General features: G+C 61.6%; 18 protein-coding genes and 1 riboswitch. Of the genes, 13 read left to right on the top strand and 5 right to left on the bottom strand.

The features are described 5' to 3' along the window. Window positions 1-49 precede the first annotated feature (49 nt). The gene (locus BM413_RS10190) at window positions 50-1477 is read right to left on the bottom strand and encodes an aldehyde dehydrogenase family protein (protein WP_091912961.1); all 1428 of its coding nucleotides are present in this window, start codon (window positions 1475-1477) and stop codon (window positions 50-52) included. A 75-nt stretch (window positions 1478-1552) separates the two neighbouring features. After that, entirely contained in the window at window positions 1553-2584 is a 1032-nt protein-coding gene (locus tag BM413_RS10195) for a histone deacetylase family protein (protein WP_091912963.1), read from the bottom strand. 168 nt (window positions 2585-2752) lie between these two features. Here BM413_RS10195 and BM413_RS10200 point away from each other — a divergent pair, with 168 nt between their 5' ends. The 10 genes from BM413_RS10200 to secD all read left to right on the top strand — a co-directional run bounded on the left by BM413_RS10200 (window position 2753) and on the right by secD (window position 15697). After that, complete coding sequence (locus BM413_RS10200; protein WP_091912964.1) at window positions 2753-4420, top strand: amidohydrolase; 1668 nt, start codon at window positions 2753-2755, stop codon at window positions 4418-4420. 141 nt (window positions 4421-4561) lie between these two features. Beyond that, window positions 4562-5656: an ABC transporter ATP-binding protein gene (locus BM413_RS10205; protein ID WP_091912966.1), complete on the top strand. Its 1095-nt coding sequence runs from the start codon at window positions 4562-4564 to the stop codon at window positions 5654-5656. A 3-nt stretch (window positions 5657-5659) separates the two neighbouring features. Continuing rightward, complete coding sequence (locus BM413_RS10210) at window positions 5660-6580, top strand: ABC transporter permease (RefSeq protein WP_091912968.1); 921 nt, start codon at window positions 5660-5662, stop codon at window positions 6578-6580. Further along, window positions 6573-7379 carry an ABC transporter permease gene (locus BM413_RS10215; protein WP_091912969.1) on the top strand — a complete coding sequence of 269 codons (807 nt, stop codon included), beginning with the start codon at window positions 6573-6575 and terminating at the stop codon, window positions 7377-7379. The genes BM413_RS10210 and BM413_RS10215 overlap by 8 nt, the downstream gene beginning before the upstream one ends. A 40-nt stretch (window positions 7380-7419) precedes the next feature. Beyond that, window positions 7420-8454 carry an ABC transporter substrate-binding protein gene (locus BM413_RS10220; RefSeq protein WP_091912971.1) on the top strand — a complete coding sequence of 345 codons (1035 nt, stop codon included), beginning with the start codon at window positions 7420-7422 and terminating at the stop codon, window positions 8452-8454. A gap of 131 nt (window positions 8455-8585) precedes the next feature. After that, window positions 8586-10013, top strand: a complete 1428-nt coding sequence (locus BM413_RS10225) for an amidase (RefSeq protein ID WP_091912972.1) — start codon at window positions 8586-8588, stop codon at window positions 10011-10013. A gap of 69 nt (window positions 10014-10082) precedes the next feature. Further along, a complete protein-coding gene (locus tag BM413_RS10230; protein ID WP_091912974.1) occupies window positions 10083-11279 on the top strand; it encodes a serine hydrolase domain-containing protein in 1197 nt (398 codons plus the stop codon). A 26-nt stretch (window positions 11280-11305) separates the two neighbouring features. Further along, window positions 11306-12493, top strand: coding sequence for a serine hydrolase domain-containing protein (locus BM413_RS10235; RefSeq protein WP_091912976.1), 1188 nt, complete (start codon window positions 11306-11308; stop codon window positions 12491-12493). A 156-nt stretch (window positions 12494-12649) separates the two neighbouring features. Continuing rightward, a complete protein-coding gene (locus tag BM413_RS10240; protein WP_139238573.1) occupies window positions 12650-13063 on the top strand; it encodes a hypothetical protein in 414 nt (137 codons plus the stop codon). A 96-nt stretch (window positions 13064-13159) separates the two neighbouring features. Next, window positions 13160-15697, top strand: coding sequence for a protein translocase subunit SecD (secD, locus tag BM413_RS10245; RefSeq protein WP_091912979.1), 2538 nt, complete (start codon window positions 13160-13162; stop codon window positions 15695-15697). Window positions 15698-15798: 101 nt separating this feature from the next. Here secD and BM413_RS10250 read toward each other — a convergent pair whose 3' ends face one another. From BM413_RS10250 to glpD, 3 genes are all read right to left on the bottom strand, one after another. Beyond that, the gene (locus BM413_RS10250) at window positions 15799-17013 is read right to left on the bottom strand and encodes an MFS transporter (RefSeq protein WP_244537828.1); all 1215 of its coding nucleotides are present in this window, start codon (window positions 17011-17013) and stop codon (window positions 15799-15801) included. A gap of 147 nt (window positions 17014-17160) precedes the next feature. Next, on the bottom strand, window positions 17161-19002 hold the full coding sequence (gene ilvD / locus BM413_RS10255) for a dihydroxy-acid dehydratase (RefSeq protein WP_091912988.1): 1842 nt from the start codon (window positions 19000-19002) through the stop codon (window positions 17161-17163). A gap of 277 nt (window positions 19003-19279) precedes the next feature. Then, the gene (gene glpD, locus BM413_RS10260) at window positions 19280-20803 is read right to left on the bottom strand and encodes a glycerol-3-phosphate dehydrogenase (protein WP_091912990.1); all 1524 of its coding nucleotides are present in this window, start codon (window positions 20801-20803) and stop codon (window positions 19280-19282) included. Window positions 20804-20984: 181 nt separating this feature from the next. Next, window positions 20985-21132: riboswitch (FMN riboswitch) on the top strand. Between the two features lie 77 nt (window positions 21133-21209). Between glpD and BM413_RS10265 the strand changes: the two genes are divergently transcribed. From BM413_RS10265 to BM413_RS10275, 3 genes are all read left to right on the top strand, one after another. Next, window positions 21210-21683: a 6,7-dimethyl-8-ribityllumazine synthase gene (locus BM413_RS10265; RefSeq protein WP_091912991.1), complete on the top strand. Its 474-nt coding sequence runs from the start codon at window positions 21210-21212 to the stop codon at window positions 21681-21683. 163 nt (window positions 21684-21846) lie between these two features. Then, window positions 21847-22542 (top strand): helix-turn-helix domain-containing protein, encoded by a 696-nt coding sequence (locus tag BM413_RS10270; RefSeq protein ID WP_091912993.1) that lies wholly within the window; start codon window positions 21847-21849, stop codon window positions 22540-22542. Window position 22543: 1 nt separating this feature from the next. Then, complete coding sequence (locus BM413_RS10275) at window positions 22544-23614, top strand: extracellular solute-binding protein (RefSeq protein ID WP_091912994.1); 1071 nt, start codon at window positions 22544-22546, stop codon at window positions 23612-23614. The last annotated feature ends 93 nt before the right edge of the window (window positions 23615-23707 follow it).

A 23707-nucleotide genomic window follows, 5' to 3' on the forward strand; every position in this document is an offset into this window, starting at 1 on the left:
AGCAAAAGCCGACCAAAACCAGCCCACCCAAACCCTCAGTCTACGATCCTTACGCCCCGTACCCCACGATCCCCTTGATCTCGAGAAAATCGTGGATACCCCAATCAGCATATTCGCGGCCGTTGCCGGACTGTTTGTAGCCGCCGAAGGGCGCGTGCGTGTCCCAGGCGGGATAGTTGAGATAAACCGAGCCGGCCCGCATCTTGCCGGCGACGCGGCGGGCGCGTTCGAGATTTTCCGACTGGATATAAGCGGCAAGGCCGTAGACGGTGTCGTTGGCGATGCGCACGGCCTCATCCTCGTCCTCATAGGAGATGACGGAGAGAACCGGTCCGAATATTTCCTCGCGGGCGATCGTCATATCGGGCGTGACATGGCCGAACACTGTCGGGCGAATGTAGTAGCCGCGATTGAGCCCCTCCGGCCGCCCTGGCCCGCCGGTGACCAGCGTCGCACCCTCGGAAATGCCGGTTTCGATCAGCCGCTGGATCTTGTCATACTGAAGCTGGCTGACGACAGGACCGAGTTGCGTATCCTCCGAGGTCGGATTGCCGACCCGGTGCGCCTCGGCCGCTTCCTTGGCCACCGCGAGTGCTTCGTCATGGCGATCGACCGGCACCAGCATGCGCGTCGGCGCGTCGCAGGACTGGCCGCTATTGCCGAAGCAGCCATTGACGCCTTCGCGCACGGCATGGGCGAAATCGGCGTCCGGCAGGATGATGTTGGCGCTTTTGCCGCCAAGCTCCTGCGCCACGCGCTTGACCGTGTCGGCGGCAGCCTTGGCGACAATGATGCCGGCGCGCGTCGAGCCGGTGAAGGAAACCATGTCCACGTCGGGATGCTCGGCCATCACCTGCCCGACATCGGGCCCGGTGCCGTTGACGAGGTTGAACACGCCCTTCGGCACGCCGGCCTCGTCCATGATTTCGGCAAATACGATGCCGCTGATCGGCGCGATCTCGGATGGCTTCAGCACAACCGTGCAGCCCGCAGCGATTGCCGGCGCGACCTTGCAGACGATCTGGTTGAGCGGCCAGTTCCACGGCGTGATCAGCGCGCAGACGCCGATCGGCTCCTTGACCACCATGGTCGAGCCACGCAGATGGCCGAATTCGTAGTCTTCCAGCGCCTTGATGGTCGATTCCATATGGGCCTGTCCGGCAGCCGCCTGCGCCTCGCGCGCCCAGGTGATCGGTGCACCCATCTCCTGCGAGATCGCCTGCGCAACATCCTCGTAGCGCCTGTTGTAGACCTCGAGGATTTTGTTCAGCAGCGCCAGGCGCTCTTTCTGCGTCGTTTGCGAAAAGCTGACGAAGGCTGCCCGCGCGGCGGCGACCGCCTTGTCGACATCGGCCTTCGCACCAAGCGAGATCGCCGTATAGGCCTCTTCGGTCGAGGGGTCGATCACGTCCAGCGTGGCCGGGACCACCGGCGAAACCCACTTGCCGTCGATGTAGAAATTCAGGTGATTGCTCATGCTCTCTGCTCCGAACTTGGGAATGGGGGTTCGCGAATGACGAGAGGCGGACGAGCGCCCGCCTCTCAGAGAATGTCAGGCATTGTCGAAGCCGGTTAGCACGCCAACGGCATTGATGCCGATTTCCTCGACAGCATAGCCACCTTCCATGACGAACAGAGTCGGCAGGGCAAGCTTGGCGATACGCTCGCCGATCTTCGGATAGTCGGAACTCTTCAGCTTGAACTGGCTGATCGGGTCCTTCTCGAACGTATCGACACCCAGCGACACCACGACCACATCCGGCGCATAAGCCGCCACCTTGGCGCAAGCGTCTTCAAGTGCTGCACTCCATTTGTCCCACGCCGTGCCGGGCTGCATGGGATAATTGTGGTTGAAGCCTTCGCCCTTGCCTGCACCGCGCTCATCGGCATGGCCGAGGAAGAACGGATATTCCGTCATCGGGTCGCCATGCAGGTTGATCATCAGCACGTCGTCGCGCTCGTAGAAGATTTCCTGCGTGCCGTTACCATGATGATAGTCGACGTCGAGGATCGCTACGCGGGCAGCGCCCTGGTCAAGATACCACTGGGCAACGACGGCGGCATTGTTGATGAAGCAGTAGCCGCCCATGAAGGCAGCACCCGCATGGTGGCCCGGCGGGCGGCATAGCGCGAAAGCTGCTCGTTCGCCGGCCTTGACCAGTTCGGCCGCCGTCAGGCCGACATCGTAGGAAGACTTGATCGCATCCCATGTGCCTTTGACGAAGGTCGCGCCTGCATCGAAGGAATAGTAGCCAAGGAGTGCGTCGATCCGCTTCGGCGGAACGTCGCCGCGCAGGCCGCGCGTCGGCCAGGTGAAGGCCATGGCCGAGCCGGGAAAGCCGGCCTTTTGCCATTCCGGCCACACCGTCGGCAGGAAATCGATGTAATCGCTGGCGTGCACGCGCTTGGCTGCGTCCAGCGAATGTTCCTTCGGTGCAAGGATGGGTCCAAGCTTCTCGGATTCGACCCGCGCCTTGATGAATTCGGCCCGCGAAGGCTTTTCGAAACCGGGCACGATCTGGCCCGAAACCAGTTCCATCTGGCCGCCATGACCGGCGTGGAGAGGAGAGAAAATCGTCTTCATTTTGTCTTTCTGTTCACCCCTGTTGGTATCGTCACTTCTTGACCGACTGCTTTGTGACAGAGAGTTTTGATGCCGCCAAGGGGCAATCGCGAATTGCTGCAAGACAACACCGAGACGGCTTGCCAGATGCCAATACTCTGCTAGCCTGAGCAAAACTGGGTGAACAGAATGCCGCAAAAGGCCGATCTTATCGTTGTGAACGCAAGTATCCTGACGATGGATCCCGATACCCCCCGCGCCGAGGCCATTGCCATCAAGGGCGGTGAGATCATTGCGATCGCAGATCGCGAAGCTATTCTGCAGCATCAAGATTCAGACACGCGCGTCATCGATGCCAAGGGCAGCTCCGTGCTGCCCGGCTTCATCGAATCGCACATGCATCTCTTCGCCGGCGCTGCCGAACTCGAGCAGTTGCAACTGATGGGCGTGCACGGGTTCGAGGCTCTTTCCGAAGCCGTCCGCAAATATGCTGCGGCAAGGCCAAACCAGCTCATTCTGCAGGCTCAGGGCGCCGACTACACGATCCTCTCGGCGACAGAGCGCGTCACCCGGCACCACCTTGATCGCATATTGCCCGACCGGCCCTTCGTCATGGCCGCGCCCGACCATCATACGGTGTGGGCCAACACCAAGGCGCTGGAAATGGCCGGCCTGCTGCACGGCAAGACGCTGGGACCCGGCAACGAGATCGTCATGGGTTCGGACGGGCTTGCCGAGGGCGAATTGCGCGAGGGTGAGGCTTTCGGCCCGCTGCTTGTGCTTGCCGGAGAAGGCCGCGTGCGGCTTGGTCTCGCGACCGGCGGCGAGCCGGACCCGAAGCCCACGGCAGCCGAACAGGCCTCCGACCGCGCGATCATGAAACGCGGCCTCGAATGGTGCGCCAGACATGGCATTACCTCGATCCAGAACATGGACGGCAATCTGCATCAGCTTGAGCTCCTTTCGGAAATCGAAGCCGAGGGCGGCCTGCTTTGCCGAGTGCAGATACCGTTCCACTACAAGAACTTCATGACCGTCGATGCGCTCGAAAAAGCATCGCTGATGGCCGAGCGCTACAAGTCCGAATGGATTTCGTCGGGCATGGTCAAGGTGTTCATGGACGGTGTCCTGGATAGCTGGACGGCGGTCATGGTCGAGCCTTACGCCGACCGCACGGACTGGGTGGGCGAACCGCTGTTCACGCAGGAACAGTTCAACGAAGTTGCTACCGAGGCCGACAGGCGCGGCCTGCAGATCGCGGTGCATGCCATCGGAGACGGCGCGGTGCGCTCCGTACTGGACGGCTATGAGACGGCGCAAAAGGCCAATGGCAAGCGCGACAGCCGCCACCGCATCGAGCATATCGAGGTGACCACGGAGGCAGACATTCCACGTTTCGCCAATCTCGGCGTGCTGGCGTCCATGCAGCCTCCCCACCCGCCCGGCTCGATGGGCCTGCCGCTGGAACCGACCGTCTCGCGCATCGGCAAGAAACGCTGGCCGCTCTCCTACGCGTGGCGGACGCTGAAGAACGCCGGAGCGCGGATCGTCTTTGCCTCCGACTGGCCGGTGTCGCCGATCGATCCGATAGCGGGCATTCAGGCAGCGGTCGTGCGCAAGCCTTGGGCAGACGGAGATCCCGACCAGAGCTTCAGCCTGCACGAGGCTATCGCCGGTTATACGGTCGAAGGTGCCTACGCGGAATTCATGGAGAACCGCAAAGGCACGCTGAAACCCGGCTATGTCGCCGATCTGGTGATCCTCTCGGGCGACATCGAAGCGGTAGACCCGCATGATCTCCATACCATCCGCCCGGTGACCACGATCTGCGGCGGCAAAGTCACGTACCAGGCGTAAGCCTGGTACGGCGATTGCTAGACTGAATGCGATAATTGAACCGTGATTCAATTCCGGGTTGCCAATGACCCGGCCGTGTGATCACAATAAATTGGGGACGTACTCCGCCGACAAGAGCGGGGCCAACAGTGAGGCGTAATCGTGCCGGACAAACCGGATAGGAATGCGATTGAAGTTATTGGGGTCAGTAAAATTTTCGGAACGGGTGAGGCGCGGGTAGCCGCGCTGGACAACGTTTCGGTACCGATCCGCGAAAATGAGTTTTTCACCCTCCTCGGCCCATCCGGATGCGGCAAGACCACGCTGCTCCGGCTGATTGCCGGGTTTGATTTCCCGACCGACGGGCAAATCCTGCTTTATGGCAACGACATCGCGCCGCTGCCGCCCTTCAAGCGACCGGTCAATACGGTCTTCCAGAACTACGCGCTGTTTCCGCACATGACTGTCGCCGAAAACATCGGCTTCGGTCTCCAGATGCTGGGCAAACCGAAAGCCGAGATCGATGCGCGCGTCAGCCAGATGCTCAAGCTGGTGAAGATGGAGGCGCTGGCAAAGCGGCGCACCAGCCAGATTTCCGGCGGCCAGCAGCAACGCGTTGCCCTCGCCCGCGCGCTGGCCCCGCAACCCAAGGTGCTGCTGCTCGACGAGCCGCTTTCGGCGCTAGACTACAAGCTGCGCAAGGAAATGCAGATCGAGCTGAAGCGTCTTCAGAACGAGACCGGCATTACCTTCATCTTCGTCACGCACGACCAGGAAGAAGCGCTGACCATGTCCGATCGCATCGCCGTTATGTCGGCGGGCAAGATCCTGCAGGTCGGCACGCCTTGGGACATTTACGACAAGCCGGCGGAACGTTTCGTCGCCGACTTCATCGGCGAGACGAATTTCCTCATCGCAAAGATCGACGGCGTCGCCAACGGCAAGGCTAAGGCTACGCTCAAATCGGGCAAGACGATCCCCGCGACCGTCGCCGAAGGCTTCACGCCAAAGGGAGAAGCCACGATCGTCGTGCGGCCCGAACATGCCAAGGCAGTCAAGGGCGCGGGCGAGCTTTCCGGGACAGTGGAAAACATCGTCTATTTCGGCACCGACACGCATATCCTTGTCCGGCTTGACGATGGCGACCTCTTTACCGTGCGCCAGCAGAACAGCCGCAGCGCATCCTGCGGCTTTGAAGAAGGCGAGCGCATCGGCGTGTCGATCTCGGACGACGCGGCCCAGGTTTTGAAAGACTGAACCATGGCAACCGCACAAGAGACTGCCGAAAAGGCTGAAAGCGACGACATCCGCACGCGCTGGCTGTTGTCTGCTCCCGCGTTGCTGATCATCTTCTTTGCCGCGATCGGGCCGCTGTTCATCGTGCTCGTCTATTCCTTTCTCGCGCCGGGCAATTACGGCGACGTGAAGTGGCAATTTTCGACCGATGCGTGGATGAACGTGCTGTTCGAACGCGACATCTTTGACGACACGCTTTCATTCGCAAAGGCGAACCTGTCGATCTTCACACGTTCGATATCGCTGTCGCTGCTGACGACGATATTGACCCTGATCTTCGGCTTTCCGACCGCCTATTTTATCGCCACCCGCCCCGAGGGACGACGCGAGATCTGGCTGTTCCTGATCACCATCCCGTTCTGGACGAACCTCCTGATCCGCACCTTCGCGATGATGGAAGTGCTGCGCAACGAGGGCCTGATCAACTCGCTGCTGCGGTTCCTCGGCCTCACCACCGCACCGATCCAGTTCATGTACACCGACTTCGCGGTGTTGGCCGGCATGACCTATGTCTACCTGCCGCTGATGGTGCTGCCGCTTTATGCCAGCATGGAAAAGATCGACTTCCGGCTCGTCGAGGCCGGCTACGATCTCTATGCCAGCCGCATGCAGGTGCTGCGCCGCATCATCGTGCCGCTGGTCAAGCCCGGCATCATCGCCGGCTCGATCCTTGTCTTCATCCCTTCGCTCGGCGCCTATGTCACGCCGCGCGTCATGGGCGGCGGCACCAATCTGATGATCGGCAACCTGATCGAGCTTCAGTTCGGCCAGGGCCGCAACTGGCCGCTGGGTGCCTCGCTGTCCATCACCCTCATGGTGATCGTCATGATCACGCTGATGTTCTATGTCCGCAACGCCAGCAAGACGGGGGCCGGACATGGCTAAGCGAGCAACGTTCGACATCCGCCAGCAGACCGGCTTCACCACTGTCGCGATGATCTGCTTCTTCCTGCTCTACCTGCCGATCGTGACGCTGGTGGCCTACGCCTTCAACGACAACGATTCGGTCGCCATCTGGAAAGGCTTTTCGCTGCGCTGGTTCTACTCGGCGTGGAACAACACCCAGGTCATCGACGCCTCGATCCGCTCGTTCCAGATCGCCATCGCGGCCGCCCTGATCGCGACGGTAGCCGCCACCATGGCAGCACTCGCCACCACCAGAACCAAGCCCTACAAGGGCCTGACCTTCAAATATGCCTTTATCAACCAGCCGCTGATGGTGCCGGAAATCGTCACCGCCGTGGCCTTGCTGGTGTTCTTCTCGCGCATCAAGATCTGGACCGGCTATTCCGGCCTCGGTTACCTGATCGCGGCACACACCGCCTTCTGCATTCCCTTCGCCTATCTGCCGATCCGCGCCCGCCTGGAGAACATGGATCTGTCGCTGGAAACGGCCGCAGCCGATCTCTACGCCACGGGCTGGAAAACCTTCCGCTATGTGACGCTGCCGCTATTGTGGCCGGGCATTCTCGCCGGGCTGATGCTGGCCTTCGTCGTATCGCTCGATGACGTGGTGATCACGGAATTCGTCAAGTCAGGCGGACAGGACACGCTGCCGACCTACATGCTCGGTCAGCTCCGGCGCATCGTGACGCCGGAAATCAATGCGATCTCGACAGTCTTCCTGCTGCTGTCGGTAGCTATCGTCACAATCTTCTTCATCATCAGCAGGAAGCGGGCCTGAAGCCGCAGAACGGCCGGCCCCCAAAATGGGAGTACTACGCATGAACTGGAAATTGACTGCGACGGCCGTAGGGCTGTCGTTGCTGGCCTCGGCGGGCATGGCGCGCGCCGAAGGCGAGCTCAACATCTACAACTGGGGCAACTACACCAGCCCCGAACTGATCAAGAAGTTCGAAGAGCAATTCAAGGTCAAGGTGACCGTCACCGACTATGATTCCAACGACACCGCGCTCGCCAAGATCCGCCAGGGCGGCCACGGCTTCGACATCGTCGTGCCTTCGGCTTCGGTGATGAATGTCTGGATCGACGAAGGCCTGCTGCTCGAAAGCCGTCCCGACCAGATGGAGAATTTCAAGAACATGGACCCGAAATGGGTCGACGTGCCGTTCGATCCGGGCCGTCATTATTCGGTGCCGTGGCAGTGGGGTACGACCGGCGTGACGGTCAACACCTCGGTCTATTCAGGCGACCCGAACACTTCGGCGATCTTCATGGACCCGCCCGCTGAACTGGTCGGCAAGGTCAATGTCGTGCCGGAAATGAGCGACGTCATGGCGCTCGCCATCCACTATGTCGGTGGCCAGCAGTGCACCGGCGACAAGGAAGTGCTGAAGAAGGTTCGCGACACGCTGGTCGCAGCCAAGCCGAAATGGCTGTCGATGGACTATGGCAACGTCGACCGTTACGGCAAGGGCGATATCGCTGCCGGCGTCAACTGGAACGGCGCTTCCTTCCGCGCTCGCCTGCAGAACGACAAGATCGTCTACGGCTATCCGAAGGAAGGCTACCCGATCTGGATGGACAACGTCGCCATTCTCAAGGACGCCAAGAACACCGAAAATGCCAAGCTGTTCGTGAACTTCATCATGGACCCCGAGAACGCGGCCATGATCTCGGCCTTCGCGCGCTATGCAAACGGCATCAAGGGCTCCGAAGCCTTCATGCCGGAGGACATGAAGACCGCGCCCGAGGTGAACATCCCGGCCGAATTCGCCGAGAAGGGCGAGTTCAATATCGCCTGCCCGCCGGACGTGCAGACGATGTACACCAAGATCTGGACCGATCTTCTGAAGTAGGTGCTATCAAGGGCCCTGGCGGAAAGCCGCCGGGGCCTTTTGAACCAATCAAGAGATTTTTCGATACCAGCCCGCGTCCGGACACCGTCCGGCGATCGATGGGCCGTGGACACGAAGGAGGTGTGTCTATCATGAGCGATCTCGACCTTTGCTATATGCCCGCAAGCGAAGCCCTGAAGCGCTTCAAGGCCAAAAAGCTTTCGCCCGTCGAACTGATGGAAGCGGTGATCAAGCGCGCCGAAGCGACCAAGGACAAGGTCAACGCCTTCACCAACACCCATTTCGACGAAGCGATGGATCTGGCCAAAAAGGCTGAAGCCAAATACGCCAAGGGCAAGAAGACCGGGGCGCTGGAAGGCCTGCCCGTCGGCATCAAGGACGAGAGCTACATCAAGGGTAAGCCAACCACCGGCGGCTCGCTGATCATGAAGGATTTCGTCGCCGAATCCTCCTCGACCATGAACGAGCGCGTCATCAAGGCCGGCGGCATCGTCCATGCGCGCACGGCAACGCCCGAATTCTCCTGCGCGGCCTATACGTGGTCGCGGCTGTGGGGCGTCACCCGCAATCCATGGAACACCAAATTCACGCCGGGCGGCTCCTCGGGCGGCGCCGGCGCTTCGCTCGCCTCGGGCACGTCGTCGATCGCCACCGGCTCCGATATCGGCGGCTCGATCCGCATCCCGGCCTCGACCTGCGGCGTCGTCGGCTACAAGCCGCCCTATGGCCGCAACCCGGACGATCCGCCCTTCAACCTCGATTTCTACTGCCACACCGGCCCGCTGGCGCGCACGGTAGAGGACGCCATCCTGCTCCAGAACGTGATGACCGGCCCGAGCCCGCTCGACATCGCCTCGCTGCGGCCGAAGCTGACGCTGCCGACCAAGTTCAAGCCGATCAAGGGCTGGAAGATCGGCTATTCGATGAATCTCGGCGGCTTCGAGGTCGATCCGGAGGTCGTGAAGAACACCAAGAAGGCGCTCGATGTGTTCCGCTCGCTCGGCGCTGAGGTTGAGGAAGTCGATCTCGGCTGGGGGCCGGAAGTGCTGGAAGCCGGCATGGCCTATCTCAACCATTTGTTCGGCGCGTTCCTGTCGAAGCTGCTACCCGAGCATGCCGACGAGATGACCACTTACGCCCGCAAATTCGCCGAAGACGGCGCGGGGTCCAAGGCGACCGATTTCGTCAACAGCCTGGAGGTGGCCGGCCGCATGTATATGACGCTCGGGCCGCTGCTGGAAAAATACAACGTGCTGATCTGCCCGACCACGGCACTGCCGGCGGTGCCGGCAGATCACGACCAGTCGAAGGACGAGGTCAGGATCAATGGCAAACTGGTCAATCCTTCGCTCGGCTGGGTCATGACAACGCCGTTCAACACGATGAGCCGCTGCCCGGTCCTGTCGGTGCCGTCCGGCCACGCAAAGAACGGCGTGCCGACCGGCATCCAGATCGTCGGCCGCACCTATTGCGATGAGGACGTGTTCCGCGCCGGCATGGCCTATGAAAAAGCGGTCGGTGGCTGGTACGGCGAAAAGGCCAAACGGCCGAAGCTGTAACCATCGGAACACCCAAGCTGGAAAGGCCCCGCAGGCATGCTGCGGGGTTGCATTTCCGTGGAGCATTGAATGACCTCCTATCGCAACAGCGACCCCGCCCCTGCCATCATGCAGGGCTCGCCGCCGCAGATGGTGCCACCCAGGCTCGACTGGGACCGCCCGCCGTGGAATCGCTGGTCGTTCCAGCACATCCGCGAAATCCTGCCGACGGTCGAGGTCTGGCGCGGCAACGGGCCGGCGCGCGAGTTTGCGCGCAAGGAGGTCGAGCTTGACGATGTGCCTACGGTGGACAGCACAGGTGCTGCAACCACCCTCGCCGGCCATCTCGACGAGACCTATACCGACGGCTTTCTGGTGCTTAAGGGCGGTACAATCGCCTATGAGCGCTACTTCAACGGCATGACGCCGCGCACCCTGCATCTGTCGCAGTCGATGGCGAAATCGGTCACGGCGTCCGTTTTCGGCATTCTGGTCGGGCGCGGCCTGATCGACCCCGCGGCACCGGTGACCCGCTATCTGCCGGAGCTCGAGGAAACCGGCTGGCGCGGCGCAACGCTTCAGCATGTGCTCGATATGACGACCGGTGTTCGCTACAGCGAGGAATACACCGACCGCTACTCTGATATGGGCCAGACCGACGTCGCGGCAGGCTGGAAACCGGTCCCGCCGGGCAGCGATCCCGGCTTCAAATGGCCGACGCATATCTGGGAACAGATCCTCGGCCTCAAGGAGACCGAGCGCCCGCATGGCGAAAAATTCGTCTACCGCTCGATCGAGACCGACGTGCTTGCCTTCACCATGGAGCGGGTCACCGGCAAGCGCCTGGCACAGCTGGTGTCGGAGGAGCTGTGGCAGAAGATCGGCGCCGAAGAGAGCGCCTGCTTCACAGTCGATCGCGCCGGTTATGCGCTGGCCGATGGCGGCTTCAATGCGACGCTGAGGGATTTTGGCCGCTTCGGCCAGACCATCCTCGAAAATGGCGGCGGCATCGTTCCGCCCAGCTGGATCGAGGCGACCAGAAACGGCGTGCATGGCCCGTTGTTCAGCGAGAGCCTCCCCGACGGCTCCTATAAGAACCAGTTCTGGCTCGAAGATGCCAAGTCGCGCACCCTGATGTGCCGGGGCGTATTCGGACAGCTCATCTACATCAACTGGGATTACGATATGGTCGTCGTCAAACTGTCGACCTACCCGGATTTCGGCAACACCGCCTATTCGGTCGCGACGCTGAAGGCCATCCACGCCATCGCCGCCGCACTCGCCTGAAATAAGAACTTTCCCGAAGGACCATCATGACCACCCCGACCGCTTTCGAAAACAAATACGGCTTTCGCCGTTTCGACGTGACCCTGGAGAACTGGCGCACCGAGCCCTACAATCGCTGGTCGTTCCAGAATGCCGGCGAACTGGTGCCGAGCGCCGAGATCGAAGTCGCGGAAGCTGCTCCCGAAGCGCCAGCCGGCGACCTCGAGGATTTGCTGGCCGAAAAAGTCATGCTCGAAGGCGAACCGGAAACCATTGCCGCTTTCCTCAATCGCTCGCATACCGACGCCTTCCTGGTCATGAAGGGCGGCAAATTCGTCGGCGAATACAATGCCCCGCATATGAAGCCGGCTGGCCGCCACATCATCTTTTCGATCAGCAAATCGCTGACGGCCATCCTTGCCGGAGTGGTCCAGGCCGACGGCTTGCTCGATCCTTCTGCACCGGTGACGGACTACGTCCCCGAAGCCAAGGGCTCGGCCTTCGGCGACGCGACGGTCCAGCACGTTCTGGACATGACGGTGGCGCTCGATTTCGAGGAACTCTACCTCGATCCCGAAAGCGCCTTTGCCCGCTATCGCCGCGCCATGCTGTGGAACCCCGCACGGTCGGACGCTCAGGAAACCCTGCCGGCCTTCCTGGTCAGCCTCCCCAAGCTCGCCGGCAAGGAACACGGCGAAATCTTCCGCTACCGCTCGCCCTGCTCCGATTTCCTCGGCATCATCGTCGAGCGCGCCTCGGGCAGGCGCTATACCGACCTGATGAGCGACCGCCTGTGGGCGCCGCTCGGCGCAAAGCTCAGCGGGCAGATCACGGTCGACGCCGTAGGCACGGCCCGGGCGGCCGGCGGCGTCTCGGTCTCGGCACGCGACCTTGCACGTGTCGGAGAGATGATGCGCTGCGGCGGCACTTTCGAAGGCCGCCGCATCCTGCCCGAAAGCTGGGTCGAGGACACGACGACCGGCGGCGACCGCGAAGCCTGGCGCAAGGGCGATTTCTCGTTCCTGCTTCCCAATGGCAGCTACCGCAACAAATGGTATCAGACCGGTTATGCCGGCGGCGCCTTTTGCGGCATCGGCATTCACGGCCAATGGCTCTATGTCGATCCGGCCACCGAAACCATTCTGGTCAAGATGTCGTCACAACCGCTACCGGTGGACGATGAGCTCGACAAGCAGGCGCTGACGTTGTTTCAGGCGGTTTCGGCGCTTGTTTAAGCGATACACTCGTCGGTTTCGAAGAAATCGGGCTGGAATTCTAATCTGTGCGCCCAAAAATACGCGGGGTTGGTAGTTTCGCCGCAATGGTGTAGGAGCAGGCGCCGTCGGATGATACAATTTGCCAGCGCAGACACCGAAGAATGACTTTGCACGATGATCTCTAGCAAGCCCGGCAGAACGCCAAGGCGCGGATTTTCTTCCGCCGCCTTGCTGTGGCTTGTCGTAGCGCTCGCTGCAGCACACGGTTTTCTCGGCGCAAATTCGCCTGTGCGTGCGGCGCGGCTGCTTGCCGACGGCATGGCTGCATCAGGCCAGGGCGCCGGCACCCCGAGCGGTGACCGGTCCGGCGCGGCCAACCCGCAGCGCCTTGTGGCCATCGCCGACTGGCGCGGCCTGGCGCTGAAATCCTTCCTCGCCGGCAGCGACACCGGCCCGGCCATATTGCCTGCCATGCAATGGCAGGTCACTGCCAGCCTGCATACTGGCCTCCTGGATCGCATCCCGGAGAGTTTTCGCGGGACTGCCACGACAATCCTTCGCGCACGAGCGCCACCTCAGGCCGCGTAAGGCATACGCCTTCCGCTCCGAAATGAATTTCCGAACGCGATCGCGTTTTGCCCGGTCAATCCAATGCCGGCATTGCGCGCAGACAGGACCAGAACAATGAGAACATCAAAATGGGTGATAGGGGCGTATACCCTTATCGTCCTCATCGGCGTCATCGCCGCCCTTCCCAACATGTTTACGCCGGCACAGCTCGCCATGCTGCCGAACTGGCTGCCCAAGCAGCAGATCACCCTCGGCCTCGATCTTCAGGGCGGCTCTCACCTCGTTCTTGAAGTGGACGCCAACGCGCTGAAGACCGACCGTCTGCGCTCATTGCTGGACGATGCCCGCGGCGCACTGCGCAACGAGCGCATCGCCACACAGTCGGCCCGCGTTGCCGGCGACGCCGTCGTTCTCACCATCACTGACGACGCCCAGCGCACCAAGGCGCTGGAGGTCCTGCAGAAGCTTGCGGTGCCGGTCAGTGCGACCGGTTTCGGCGGCGGCACTGCCGACATCGACGTAGCTTCGGCGCAGAACCAGATTACGATGAAGCTTACGGAAGCCGGTCTGCGCGACCGCCTTGACGCGGCACTCCAGCAGAGCCTGGAAATCGTGCGCCAGCGCGTCGATCAGGTCGGCGTCGCCGAGCCCACCATCCAGCGCGTCGGCTCCGACCGCATGCTCGTGCAGCTTCCGGGTCTTCAGGACCCGACACGTCTGCGCGAACTGCTCGGCAGCACGGCCAAGATGGAATTCCACATGGTTGCCAACAATGTCGAGCAGGGCCAGCCCGTGCCTCCCGGCGTGACCATGCTGCCGGACGCCAAGACCAGCCAGCAATATCCGATCGAAGATCGCGTCGCATTGAGCGGTGAGCGCCTGACGGATGCCCGCGCCGGCTTCGACCAGCGCACGCAGGAGCCGATCGTCTCCTTCCGCTTCGACAGCGTCGGCGCACGCCAGTTCGCTGAAATCACCACCGCCAATGTCAACCGCCCCTTCGCCATCGTGCTTGACGGCAAGGTGCTCAGCGCGCCGGTCATCCGCGAGCCGATCACCGGCGGCTCCGGCCAGATCAGCGGCAGCTTCACCGTCGAGGACACGACCGTGCTCTCGGCCCTGCTGCGCGCCGGCGCCCTGCCCGCGCCGCTGACTGTCATCGAGGAACGCACCGTCGGTCCCGATCTCGGCGGCGACATCATCCGCATGGGCGTCTACACCGGCATCGCCGGCTTCCTGCTGGTCGTGATCTTCATCGTCGCGCTCTACGGGGCGTGGGGCATGATCGCCAATTTCGCGCTGCTCCTGCATCTGGTCCTGACTATCGGTGCACTCGCCATGATCGGCGCAACACTCACCCTGCCCGGCATCGCCGGTATCATCCTCGGCATCGGCTTCGGCGTGGATGCCAACATCCTCATCAACGAGCGAATAAGGGAAGAAACCAAGAAAGGCATGAGCGCCTTCGCGGCGCTCGACCACGGCTTCAAGCGGGCCTACTCGACCATCGTCGACGCCAACGTCACATCGCTGATCGCCACCAGCCTGCTGTTCATGTTCGGCTCGGGCCCGGTGCGCGGCTTTGCCATCACCATGATGCTCGGCACCTGTATCTCGATGTTCACCGCCGTGGCCATCGTGCGCGTCATCATGGCGTCGGTGGTACGCCGCCGCAAAATGAAGACGATCACTATCGAACCGCTTATCCGCTTCTTCCCGGACAAGACGTCGATCAACTTCATGAACGCCCGCTATTTCGGCATCCTGGTTTCGGTGCTGCTGTCGCTGGCCTCCATCGGGCTGTTCTTCAAGCCGGGCCTGAATTACGGCATCGACTTCAAGGGCGGTATCCAGGTCGAGATCACGACCTCACAGCCAGCCGATCTCGCCCAGCTCAGAAGCACGCTCAGTGACCTCAACCTCGGCGAAATCGCACTCCAGAACATCGGCGGCGAGAGCAACGTGCTGATCCGCGTCCAGCGTCAGGAGGGCGGCGAGACTGCCCAGACTGCCGCTGTGAACGAGGTCAAGGCTGCGGTGCAGAAGCTCGATCCCGGCGTGAAGTTCGAACGCACGGAAGTCGTCGGACCCAAGGTCTCCGGCGAGCTGGCGCGTTCCGGCGTGCTCGCAGTGGTTCTGGCCGCGATCGCGATGCTCGCCTATATCTGGTGGCGGTTCGAATGGAACTTCGCCATCGGCGCGATTGCGACACTTATCCTCGACACCACCAAGACCATCGGCTTCTTCGCGCTGCTGGGGCTTGATTTCAACCTGACGGCCATCGCCGCGCTCCTGACGATCATCGGCTATTCGGTGAACGACAAGGTCGTGGTTTATGACCGGATGCGTGAAAACCTGCGCCTCTACAAGAAGATGCCGTTGCGCGAAATCATCGACATGAGCATCAATCAGGTGTTCGCGCGCTGTATCTACACCTCGGTCGCGATCCTGCTCTCGATGCTACCGATGGCGATCTGGGGCGGCAGTGCGGTTGAGAACTTCGCCATTCCGATGGTGTTCGGCGTTATCGTTGCGACAACGTCGTCGATCTTCATCGCAGCACCCATCCTGCTGTTCCTCGGCGACTGGTGGAAGCGGACGCATCCGGATCGCGAGCTTACGGCTTCGAAGGCGGTTGCCGCCAAGGGCTAAGCGCCCAACGAAAAAGCGGCGCCCTTCCAAAGAAGGGCGCCGCCAAACCTCAAATCGGATTTCAAAGAAAGCGTCGGTCTACCCCGGCGCTTTCTTTTTTGTCAGGCGCCCTGCCCGCGCATTTCCTTTACTGACGGCAGGAAGATCGTCAGAAGGCCGAGCAGAGGCAGGAACGAACAGATCATATAGACGTAGTCGATGCCCTTGATGTCGGCGACGACGCCGAGCACGGCTGCGGCCAGACCACCCATGCCGAAGGCGAAGCCGAAGAAGATGCCGGCGATCATGCCGACGCGGCCCGGCACCAGCTCCTGCGCAAAGACGACGATGGCCGAGAAGGCCGACGCAAGCACAAGACCGATAATGACGGTGAGTATGCGGGTCCAGAACAGGTCGGCATAGGGCAATGCGAGCGTGAACGGCAGGACGCCGAGGATCGAGAACCAGATGACGAATTTTCGGCCGAAGCGGTCGCCGATCGGGCCGCCTGCCACAGTTCCGACGGCCACTGCGCCGAGGAATATGAACAGCAGCACCTGGGCTTCCTGAACCGACACGCTGAATTTGTGGATGACGTAGAAGGTGTAGTAGCTCGACAGGCTGGCCATGTAGATGTTCTTGGTGCAGACCAACGTTGCCAGCACGATCAGCGCTATGACCACCTTGCGGCGCGGCAGCGAAACGGCATGGCTGCTTGCCGGACGCTTGGCGTTGGCCACGCGGTAGCGGTTGTACCAGCCGCTGACCTGCCACAGCACGAATATGCCGATGAGCGCTGCGATCGAAAACCAGGCAATGCTGTGCTGGCCTTTGGGCACGACGATGAAGGCCGCAAGCAGCGGCCCGAGCGACGAACCGAAATTGCCGCCGACCTGGAACACCGACTGTGCAAGACCGTAGCGCCCGCCGGAAGCCATGCGAGCAACGCGCGAGGATTCCGGGTGGAAGATGGCCGAGCCGATACCGATCAGGGCCGCGCCGAGGAGCAGGACAGTATAGCTGCCGGCATAGGCGAGCACGATCAGGCCGATCATCGTCGAAGCCATGCCAAGCGGCAGCGAATATGGCATCGGCCTCTTGTCGGTGTACATGCCTACAAGCGGCTGCAGCAGCGACGCCGTGACCTGGAAAGTCATGGTGAGCAGGCCGATCTGCCAGAAATCGAGGCCGTAGCCGGTTTTCAGCATCGGGTAGATGGCCGCCAGAAGCGACTGCATCACATCGTTGAGCAGGTGGCAGAAGCTCACCGCCAGCAAGATGGCATAAACTGTACTGTCTGCTTGGACGCGGCCTGCGGTCGCCGTGGTATCGGTCACGATGGTTCTTCCTGAATTTGGCCAGCCGAGTACAGCCGGCGCGTGCGGGCGCAGCGCCTGCAAGCGTCTCATAGACCCGCTCGGGGATTACGTCTTAGGTCAGACGGCGATCTTCCCATGGGGCAGATCGCCATCCGGTTTCTGGGTTCAGCGCTCGCCGAGATCGCGCACAGCACCTCGATCGGCAGAGGTTGCGAAGGCCGCATAGGCTTTGAGTGCGGTCGTCACCTTGCGCTTGCGCTGCTCGCTCGGCTTCCAGCCCTTGGCATCCTGCTCGGCGCGGCGGGCAGCGATTTCAGCCTCGTCGACGCGCAGCGAGATGGTGCGGTTCGGGATGTCGATGTCGATCATGTCGCCTTCGCGCACGATACCGATAAGGCCGCCATTGGCGGCTTCCGGCGAGACGTGGCCGATGGAGAGACCCGACGTGCCGCCGGAGAAGCGGCCATCCGTGATCAAGGCGCAGGCTTTGCCGAGGCCCTTCGACTTCAGATAGCTGGTCGGATAGAGCATTTCCTGCATGCCCGGTCCGCCCTTCGGCCCTTCGTAGCGAATGACGACGACGTCGCCGGCCTTGACCTCATTGGCGAGGATCGCCTTGACGGACGAATCCTGGCTTTCGAAAACGCGCGCCGGGCCGGAGAACTTCAGGATCGATTCATCGACGCCCGCCGTCTTCACGATGCAGCCATTGATCGCGATATTTCCTTTTAGAACCGCAAGTCCGCCATCCTTGGAGAACGGGTGCTGCGCATCGCGGATGACGCCGTTTTCGCGGTCGAGATCCAGTTCCTTCCAGCGCGCGCTCTGGCTGAACGCGACCTGCGTCGGCACGCCGCCGGGAGCCGCACTGAAGAGCTCGAGTGCTGCCGGATTGTCGGTGACGGCGATGTCCCATTTCGACAAGGCGTCGCCAAGCGTCTTCTCATGCACGGTCGGCAGATCGACATTGAGCAGGCCGGCGCGGTTCAGTTCGCCGAGGATCGCCATGATGCCGCCTGCCCGGTGCACATCTTCCATGTGAACGTCGGACTTTGCCGGAGCGACCTTGGAGAGACACGGAACCCTGCGCGACAGACGGTCGATGTCGTCCATCGTGAAATCGACTTCGCCTTCGTGTGCCGCGGCGAGAATGTGCAGAACCGTGTTGGTCGAGCCGCCCATGGCAATGTCGAGCGCCATGGCGTTCTCGAAGGCACCCTTCGAGGCAATGGTGCGCGGCAGCGCGGTCTCATCATCGCCCTCGTAATACCGCTTTGCCAGAGCGACGATCCTGCGGCCCGCTTCGAGGAACAGCTTTTCACGATCCGAGTGGGTTGCCAGCGTCGAGCCGTTGCCGGGAAGCGACAGGCCGAGCGCTTCGGTCAGGCAGTTCATCGAATTTGCAGTGAACATGCCGGAGCACGAACCGCAGGTCGGGCAAGCCGAACGTTCGATGGTCTGGACGTCTTCATCGGACATCTTGTCATCGGCGGCAGCAACCATCGCATCGACCAGATCGAGCGCGTGGATCTTGCCATCGGAAAGCACGACCTTGCCGGCTTCCATCGGCCCGCCTGAAACGAAGACGGTCGGGATGTTGAGGCGCAGCGATGCCATCAGCATGCCGGGCGTGATCTTGTCGCAATTGGAGATGCAGACCATGGCGTCGGCGCAATGCGCATTGACCATGTATTCGACGGAGTCCGCGATCAGTTCGCGCGACGGCAGCGAATAAAGCATGCCGTCATGGCCCATGGCGATGCCGTCATCGACGGCGATGGTGTTGAATTCCTTGGCGACGCCGCCGGCCTTCTCGATCTCGCGCGCCACGAGCTGGCCGAGATCCTTGAGATGCACATGCCCCGGCACGAACTGCGTGAACGAGTTTACCACCGCGATAATCGGCTTGCCGAAATCCGAGTCCTTCATGCCTGTGGCGCGCCACAGGCCGCGAGCGCCTGCCATGTTGCGGCCGTGGGTGGTTGTGCGGGAACGGTAAGCGGGCATCGGATTTTCCTAAGCTAAGCCTTGGACCCCTGAGATGGATCGCGGGGATCGTACGATAAAACAAAGATTTACGGGATGCAGCCGATTCATTTTGTGAGCAGCCCACAGCCCACCGAAGGCCCAATTCCGGCAGCAGGATGTGGCGGAATTTCCGCCTCCTGCGCCACAACCGTACCCGCGGGTACGGTTGTCATAGCGCAAAGCTATGGCCACGTCACTATGCTGGCATGAGATTTTGCCGTCTTTGGTTCAGCCGGCCGGAAAGATGCGGAAATCGCTACTCGGCAGCCGCGTTCTTCGACGTGCTGGCGCTGCGCATGAAATCATCGAGCGCCTGGCGCTGGGCCTCGTTCATGTGCAGGCCGCGCTTGGTGCGCCGCCACAGCACATCCTCGGCCGTCACCGCCCACTCATGCGCCATGAGGTAGCGCACCTCGACCTCATACAGATCGGCGCCGAAATTCCGGCCGAGATCACCAGGCGAAATCGCCGAGCCGAGAAGTTTCGACGCCAGCGTGCCGTAAAGCCGTGTCAGCCGACGGGCGTGGGGGCCATCGAGAAACGGATAGGCCGCCATCAGTTTCCTGACCTGCGCATCAAAGCCTGTCGCAAAGAAATCGCCGCCCGGCAAAGGCGCGCCCGCCGTCCACTCGGCACCACGCTTGCCGAGATGCACCTCGATCTTTTCCAGCATCGATTGGGCGAGCCGGCGATAGGTGGTGATCTTGCCGCCGAAGACATTGACCAGCGGCGCTCCGTCGCTGGTGTCGGATTTCAGGACGTAGTCGCGCGTCGCCTCCTGCGCCATCGAGGCGCCGTCGTCGTAAAGCGGCCGCACCGCCGAATAGGTCCAGACGATGTCCTCGCGCCTGACGGGTGCCGCGAAATACTCGCTCGCCGCATTGCAGAGATAATCGGTTTCGGCCTCGCTGATCTTCACATCATGCGGATCGCCGTCGAAATCCCGGTCGGTGGTGCCGATGAGGGTAAAATCCTCCTCATAGGGAATGGCGAAAATGATGCGCCCGTCCTTGTTCTGGAAGAAATAGGCGCGCGGATCGTCAAACTTTTTGCGGATGACGATGTGGCTACCCTGCACCAACCGAACATTGTGGACATCGTTGCGCCCGACCGCGCCCGCAAGCACGGCATCGACCCAAGGCCCGCCGGCATTGACGATCAGCCGCGCCCTCACCTCCTGCGTTTCGCCCGTCCGCTGGTCCTCGAGGTTGATGAGCCAGTGCTCACCCTCGCGCCGCGCGCTGACCACTTTGGTGCGCGTGCGGATATCGGCGCCGCGGTCGGCAGCGTCGCGCGCGTTCAGCACGACAAGACGCGCATCGTTGACCCAGCCGTCGGAATATTCGAATGCCTTGGAAAACAACGGCTTCAGCGGCTTTCCTGCCGGATCGTTGCGCATGTCCAGCGTCTTCGTCGCCGGTAGCAGCTTGCGGCCGCCAATATGATCGTAGAGGAACAGGCCGAGCCGGATCAGCCATGCTGGCCGCAGGCCCTTGGCATAAGGCAGCACGAAGCGCATCGGCCAGATGATGTGCGGCGCCATCTTCCACAGCACCTCGCGTTCCATCAGGGATTCCCGCACCAGCCGGAACTCGTAATGTTCGAGATAGCGCAAGCCGCCATGAATGAGCTTGGTCGAACCTGACGACGTGCCGCTGGCAAGGTCGTTCATCTCGGCAAGGCAAACCGAATAGCCGCGACCGACCGCGTCGCGTGCGATACCGCACCCATTGATACCGCCGCCGATGATGAAGATGTCGTAGGTCGAGGGTTCGGTCACGATTTTCTCCGGCTGGTCGCCGCATTCTCTTCAGTTCCCCACTACCCAATTTTGAACTTTTTCGCAATCGAAACGAGCGTAAAACGAAAATTCTTCGCAAGAAAAACACATGACTGAAAATGCCGGACCCCGCCATCCGGCGGATTGACGGCCACAGGGATTTCACGCCATACAGATTGCGTTAAGTTCTCAGGGCGGGGTGTAACTCCCCACCGGCGGTAAGAGCGAAAGCTTGAGCCCGCGAGCGCTTCCCGGACTTTCCGGGAAGGTCAGCAGATCCGGTTTGATTCCGGAGCCGACGGTCATAGTCCGGATGGAAGAGAACGAACGGGATCATGCCGCTTAACCGCGGACGAAGTCCTGTCTCGTGCGTCCTGATTCTGGTCATTGAACGGAGTAAGGACCCATGAATCAGATATCCCCTCGTGAATTCGAAACCCGCCGCGTCGCCGTCATTCGTGCACGCTGGCATTCAGAAATCGTCGACCAGTGCGTCGAGTCTTTCGTCAGCGCCACGCAGGCGCTTTCGAATGGCAAGACAGTTGTCGAGATATTCGACGTGCCCGGCGCACTCGAAATACCGCTCCACGCCAAGCTGCTTGCCGAAACCGGCCGGTTCGACGCTATTCTCGGCACCGCTTTCGTCGTCGATGGTGGCATCTACCGGCACGACTTCGTGGCAGGCACGGTGCTCGACGGAATGATGAATGTTCAGCTTGCCACCGATGTGCCGGTCCTGTCGGCGGTGCTGACCCCGCACCACTTCCACGACAGCGAAGAGCACCGCAAATTCTTCTTCGACCACTTCAAGGTAAAGGGGAACGAAGCGGCGAACGCCTGTTTCCACATCCTCAATGCGCGGGCGATGATCGCAGCGTAAGATTCTGGAATTTCAAGGAAAAATAAAGCGGCGCGAGCGAAGGAACGCTTGCGCCGCTTCTCTTTTCTGGCCTGTCTAACAAGGATTTTTCGCCGGCATACGAATCCCGCTTGCCATCCAGAGATTCACTTAATAGCTTGTAAAGTGAACCGTGGGGAGACGGATGAAGCTGATCGACGATGAAAGCCCGGCAGATGGCGCCACGTCCAGGACGGAGGCTCGCCGCTCGACAGTGCTGGGGGATCGCGTCAAGACATTCCGCACTGCCCGCCGCCTGACATTGCGCCAGCTCGGCGACCTGACCGGCACCACCGCAAGCTTTCTCAGCCAGCTCGAACGCGGCCTTTCCGGCGCCAACACGTCCACGCTGATGCTAATCGCCAATGCGCTGGGCATCAGCGTCGCCGATCTTTTTGAAGACTCCGGGGTATCGACGCACAAGGTGCTGACACGCGCCGAGCGCCCGGCCCTGCCGGTGAGCGAAGGTTATCGCAAGACGCTGCTTTCGCGTCGTCCGATCCACGATGTCGAAGTCTATTCGGGTGAGTTCGCGGTCGACGGCTCAACCGGCGACCTGCCCTACACCCATGGCAATGCGCATGAGATGTTCCTCGTCCTGCGCGGCAAGCTGCAACTGACGCTCGGCGATGAAACCTTCATCCTCGAGGAAGGCGACAGCATCGAATACGCGACCTCGACCCCGCACAAGACGGTCAATGTCGGCAATGTGCCGGCCGAGGTTTTGTGGATCATCGCGCCCCCGACGAGCGGCGCAGTCGAGCTCGATGAATATGTGCCCCGGAAAAAGCTCGCACCCGGGACGCCAAAATCAAATAGCGGGTCATCGGAGACAGAATAAAATGGGATATAGATCGACATTTGCCGGCGCGACGGCGCTTGCCGTTATTGCCGCCGTCGCTCATGCACAGGAAGCACCGGCTGCCGGCACCATCGTGGACGGCTCGCTCAAGGGCAAGACTCTCACCTTCGTTTCCTACGGCGGCATCTATCAGGATGGCCAGGTCGCGGCGCTGAAGGAGTTCGTCGACAAGTCTGGCGTGACGCTGCTCAATGACGGCCCGACCGAGATCGCCAAGCTGCAGGCGCAGGTCGAATCCGGCAACGTCACCTGGGACGTGGTCGATACTGCTGACCTGCCGCCCTACGTGCATTGCGGCAAGCTGTTCCAGAAGCTCGACCTGACCAAGATCGACGTTTCGCACATCCCGGCCGGCCAGGTCGGCGAATGCAGCGTGCCTGCGATGAACTACGGCATGGTCCTGATGTACAAGAACGATGCCTACAAGGATAACCCGCCGAAGAGCTGGAAGGACTTCTTCGACACCGAGAAGTTCCCCGGCATCCGCGCCATCGACGGCAGCGGTGATCCGATCGGCGCGCTTATCGAACAGGGCATCATCGCCGATGGCGGCTCCGTCGAGAACATGACGCCGGCCGACATCGACAAGGGCATCGCCAAGATCAAGGCGCTCGGCCCGGACACGATCTTCTGGAAAACGGGCGCCGAGTCGCAGCAGCTCGCCGAGTCCGGCGAGGCCGACATGGTCATGATGTGGACCGGCCGCGCCATGACGGCAGTCAAGAACGGCGCGCAGTACACGCCGGTCTGGAACGACTGGATGGTCGTGATGGACCAGCTGACCATCCCGGTCGGCGTCAAGGACACCGATGCGGCCTACGCGCTGATCAACGCCTATCTTGGCAAGCAGGCGCAGGAAATCCTGACCGAGCAGACCTCCTACTCGCCGATCAACGACGAAGCCCAGCCGAAGGTCGACGATTCTGTCGCTGCCTTCCTCACCAACACGCCGGATCGCGTCAAGCAGGGCTACCAGCAGAACATCAAGTTCTGGGTCGCCAACTTCGACGCAGCTTCCGAAAAGTGGACCGCACTCATGGCCGGCAACTAAGCCAGCCCATGCAAGCCTGGAACAGTAAAGCGTGAACCAGACAATCGACACGACAACGGCCGGGGGTTCCGATCCCCGGCCAGCCGGCCGCTC

It is taken from the genome of Mesorhizobium sp. YR577, from assembly GCF_900116595.1.
Classification (GTDB): domain Bacteria; phylum Pseudomonadota; class Alphaproteobacteria; order Rhizobiales; family Rhizobiaceae; genus Mesorhizobium_M.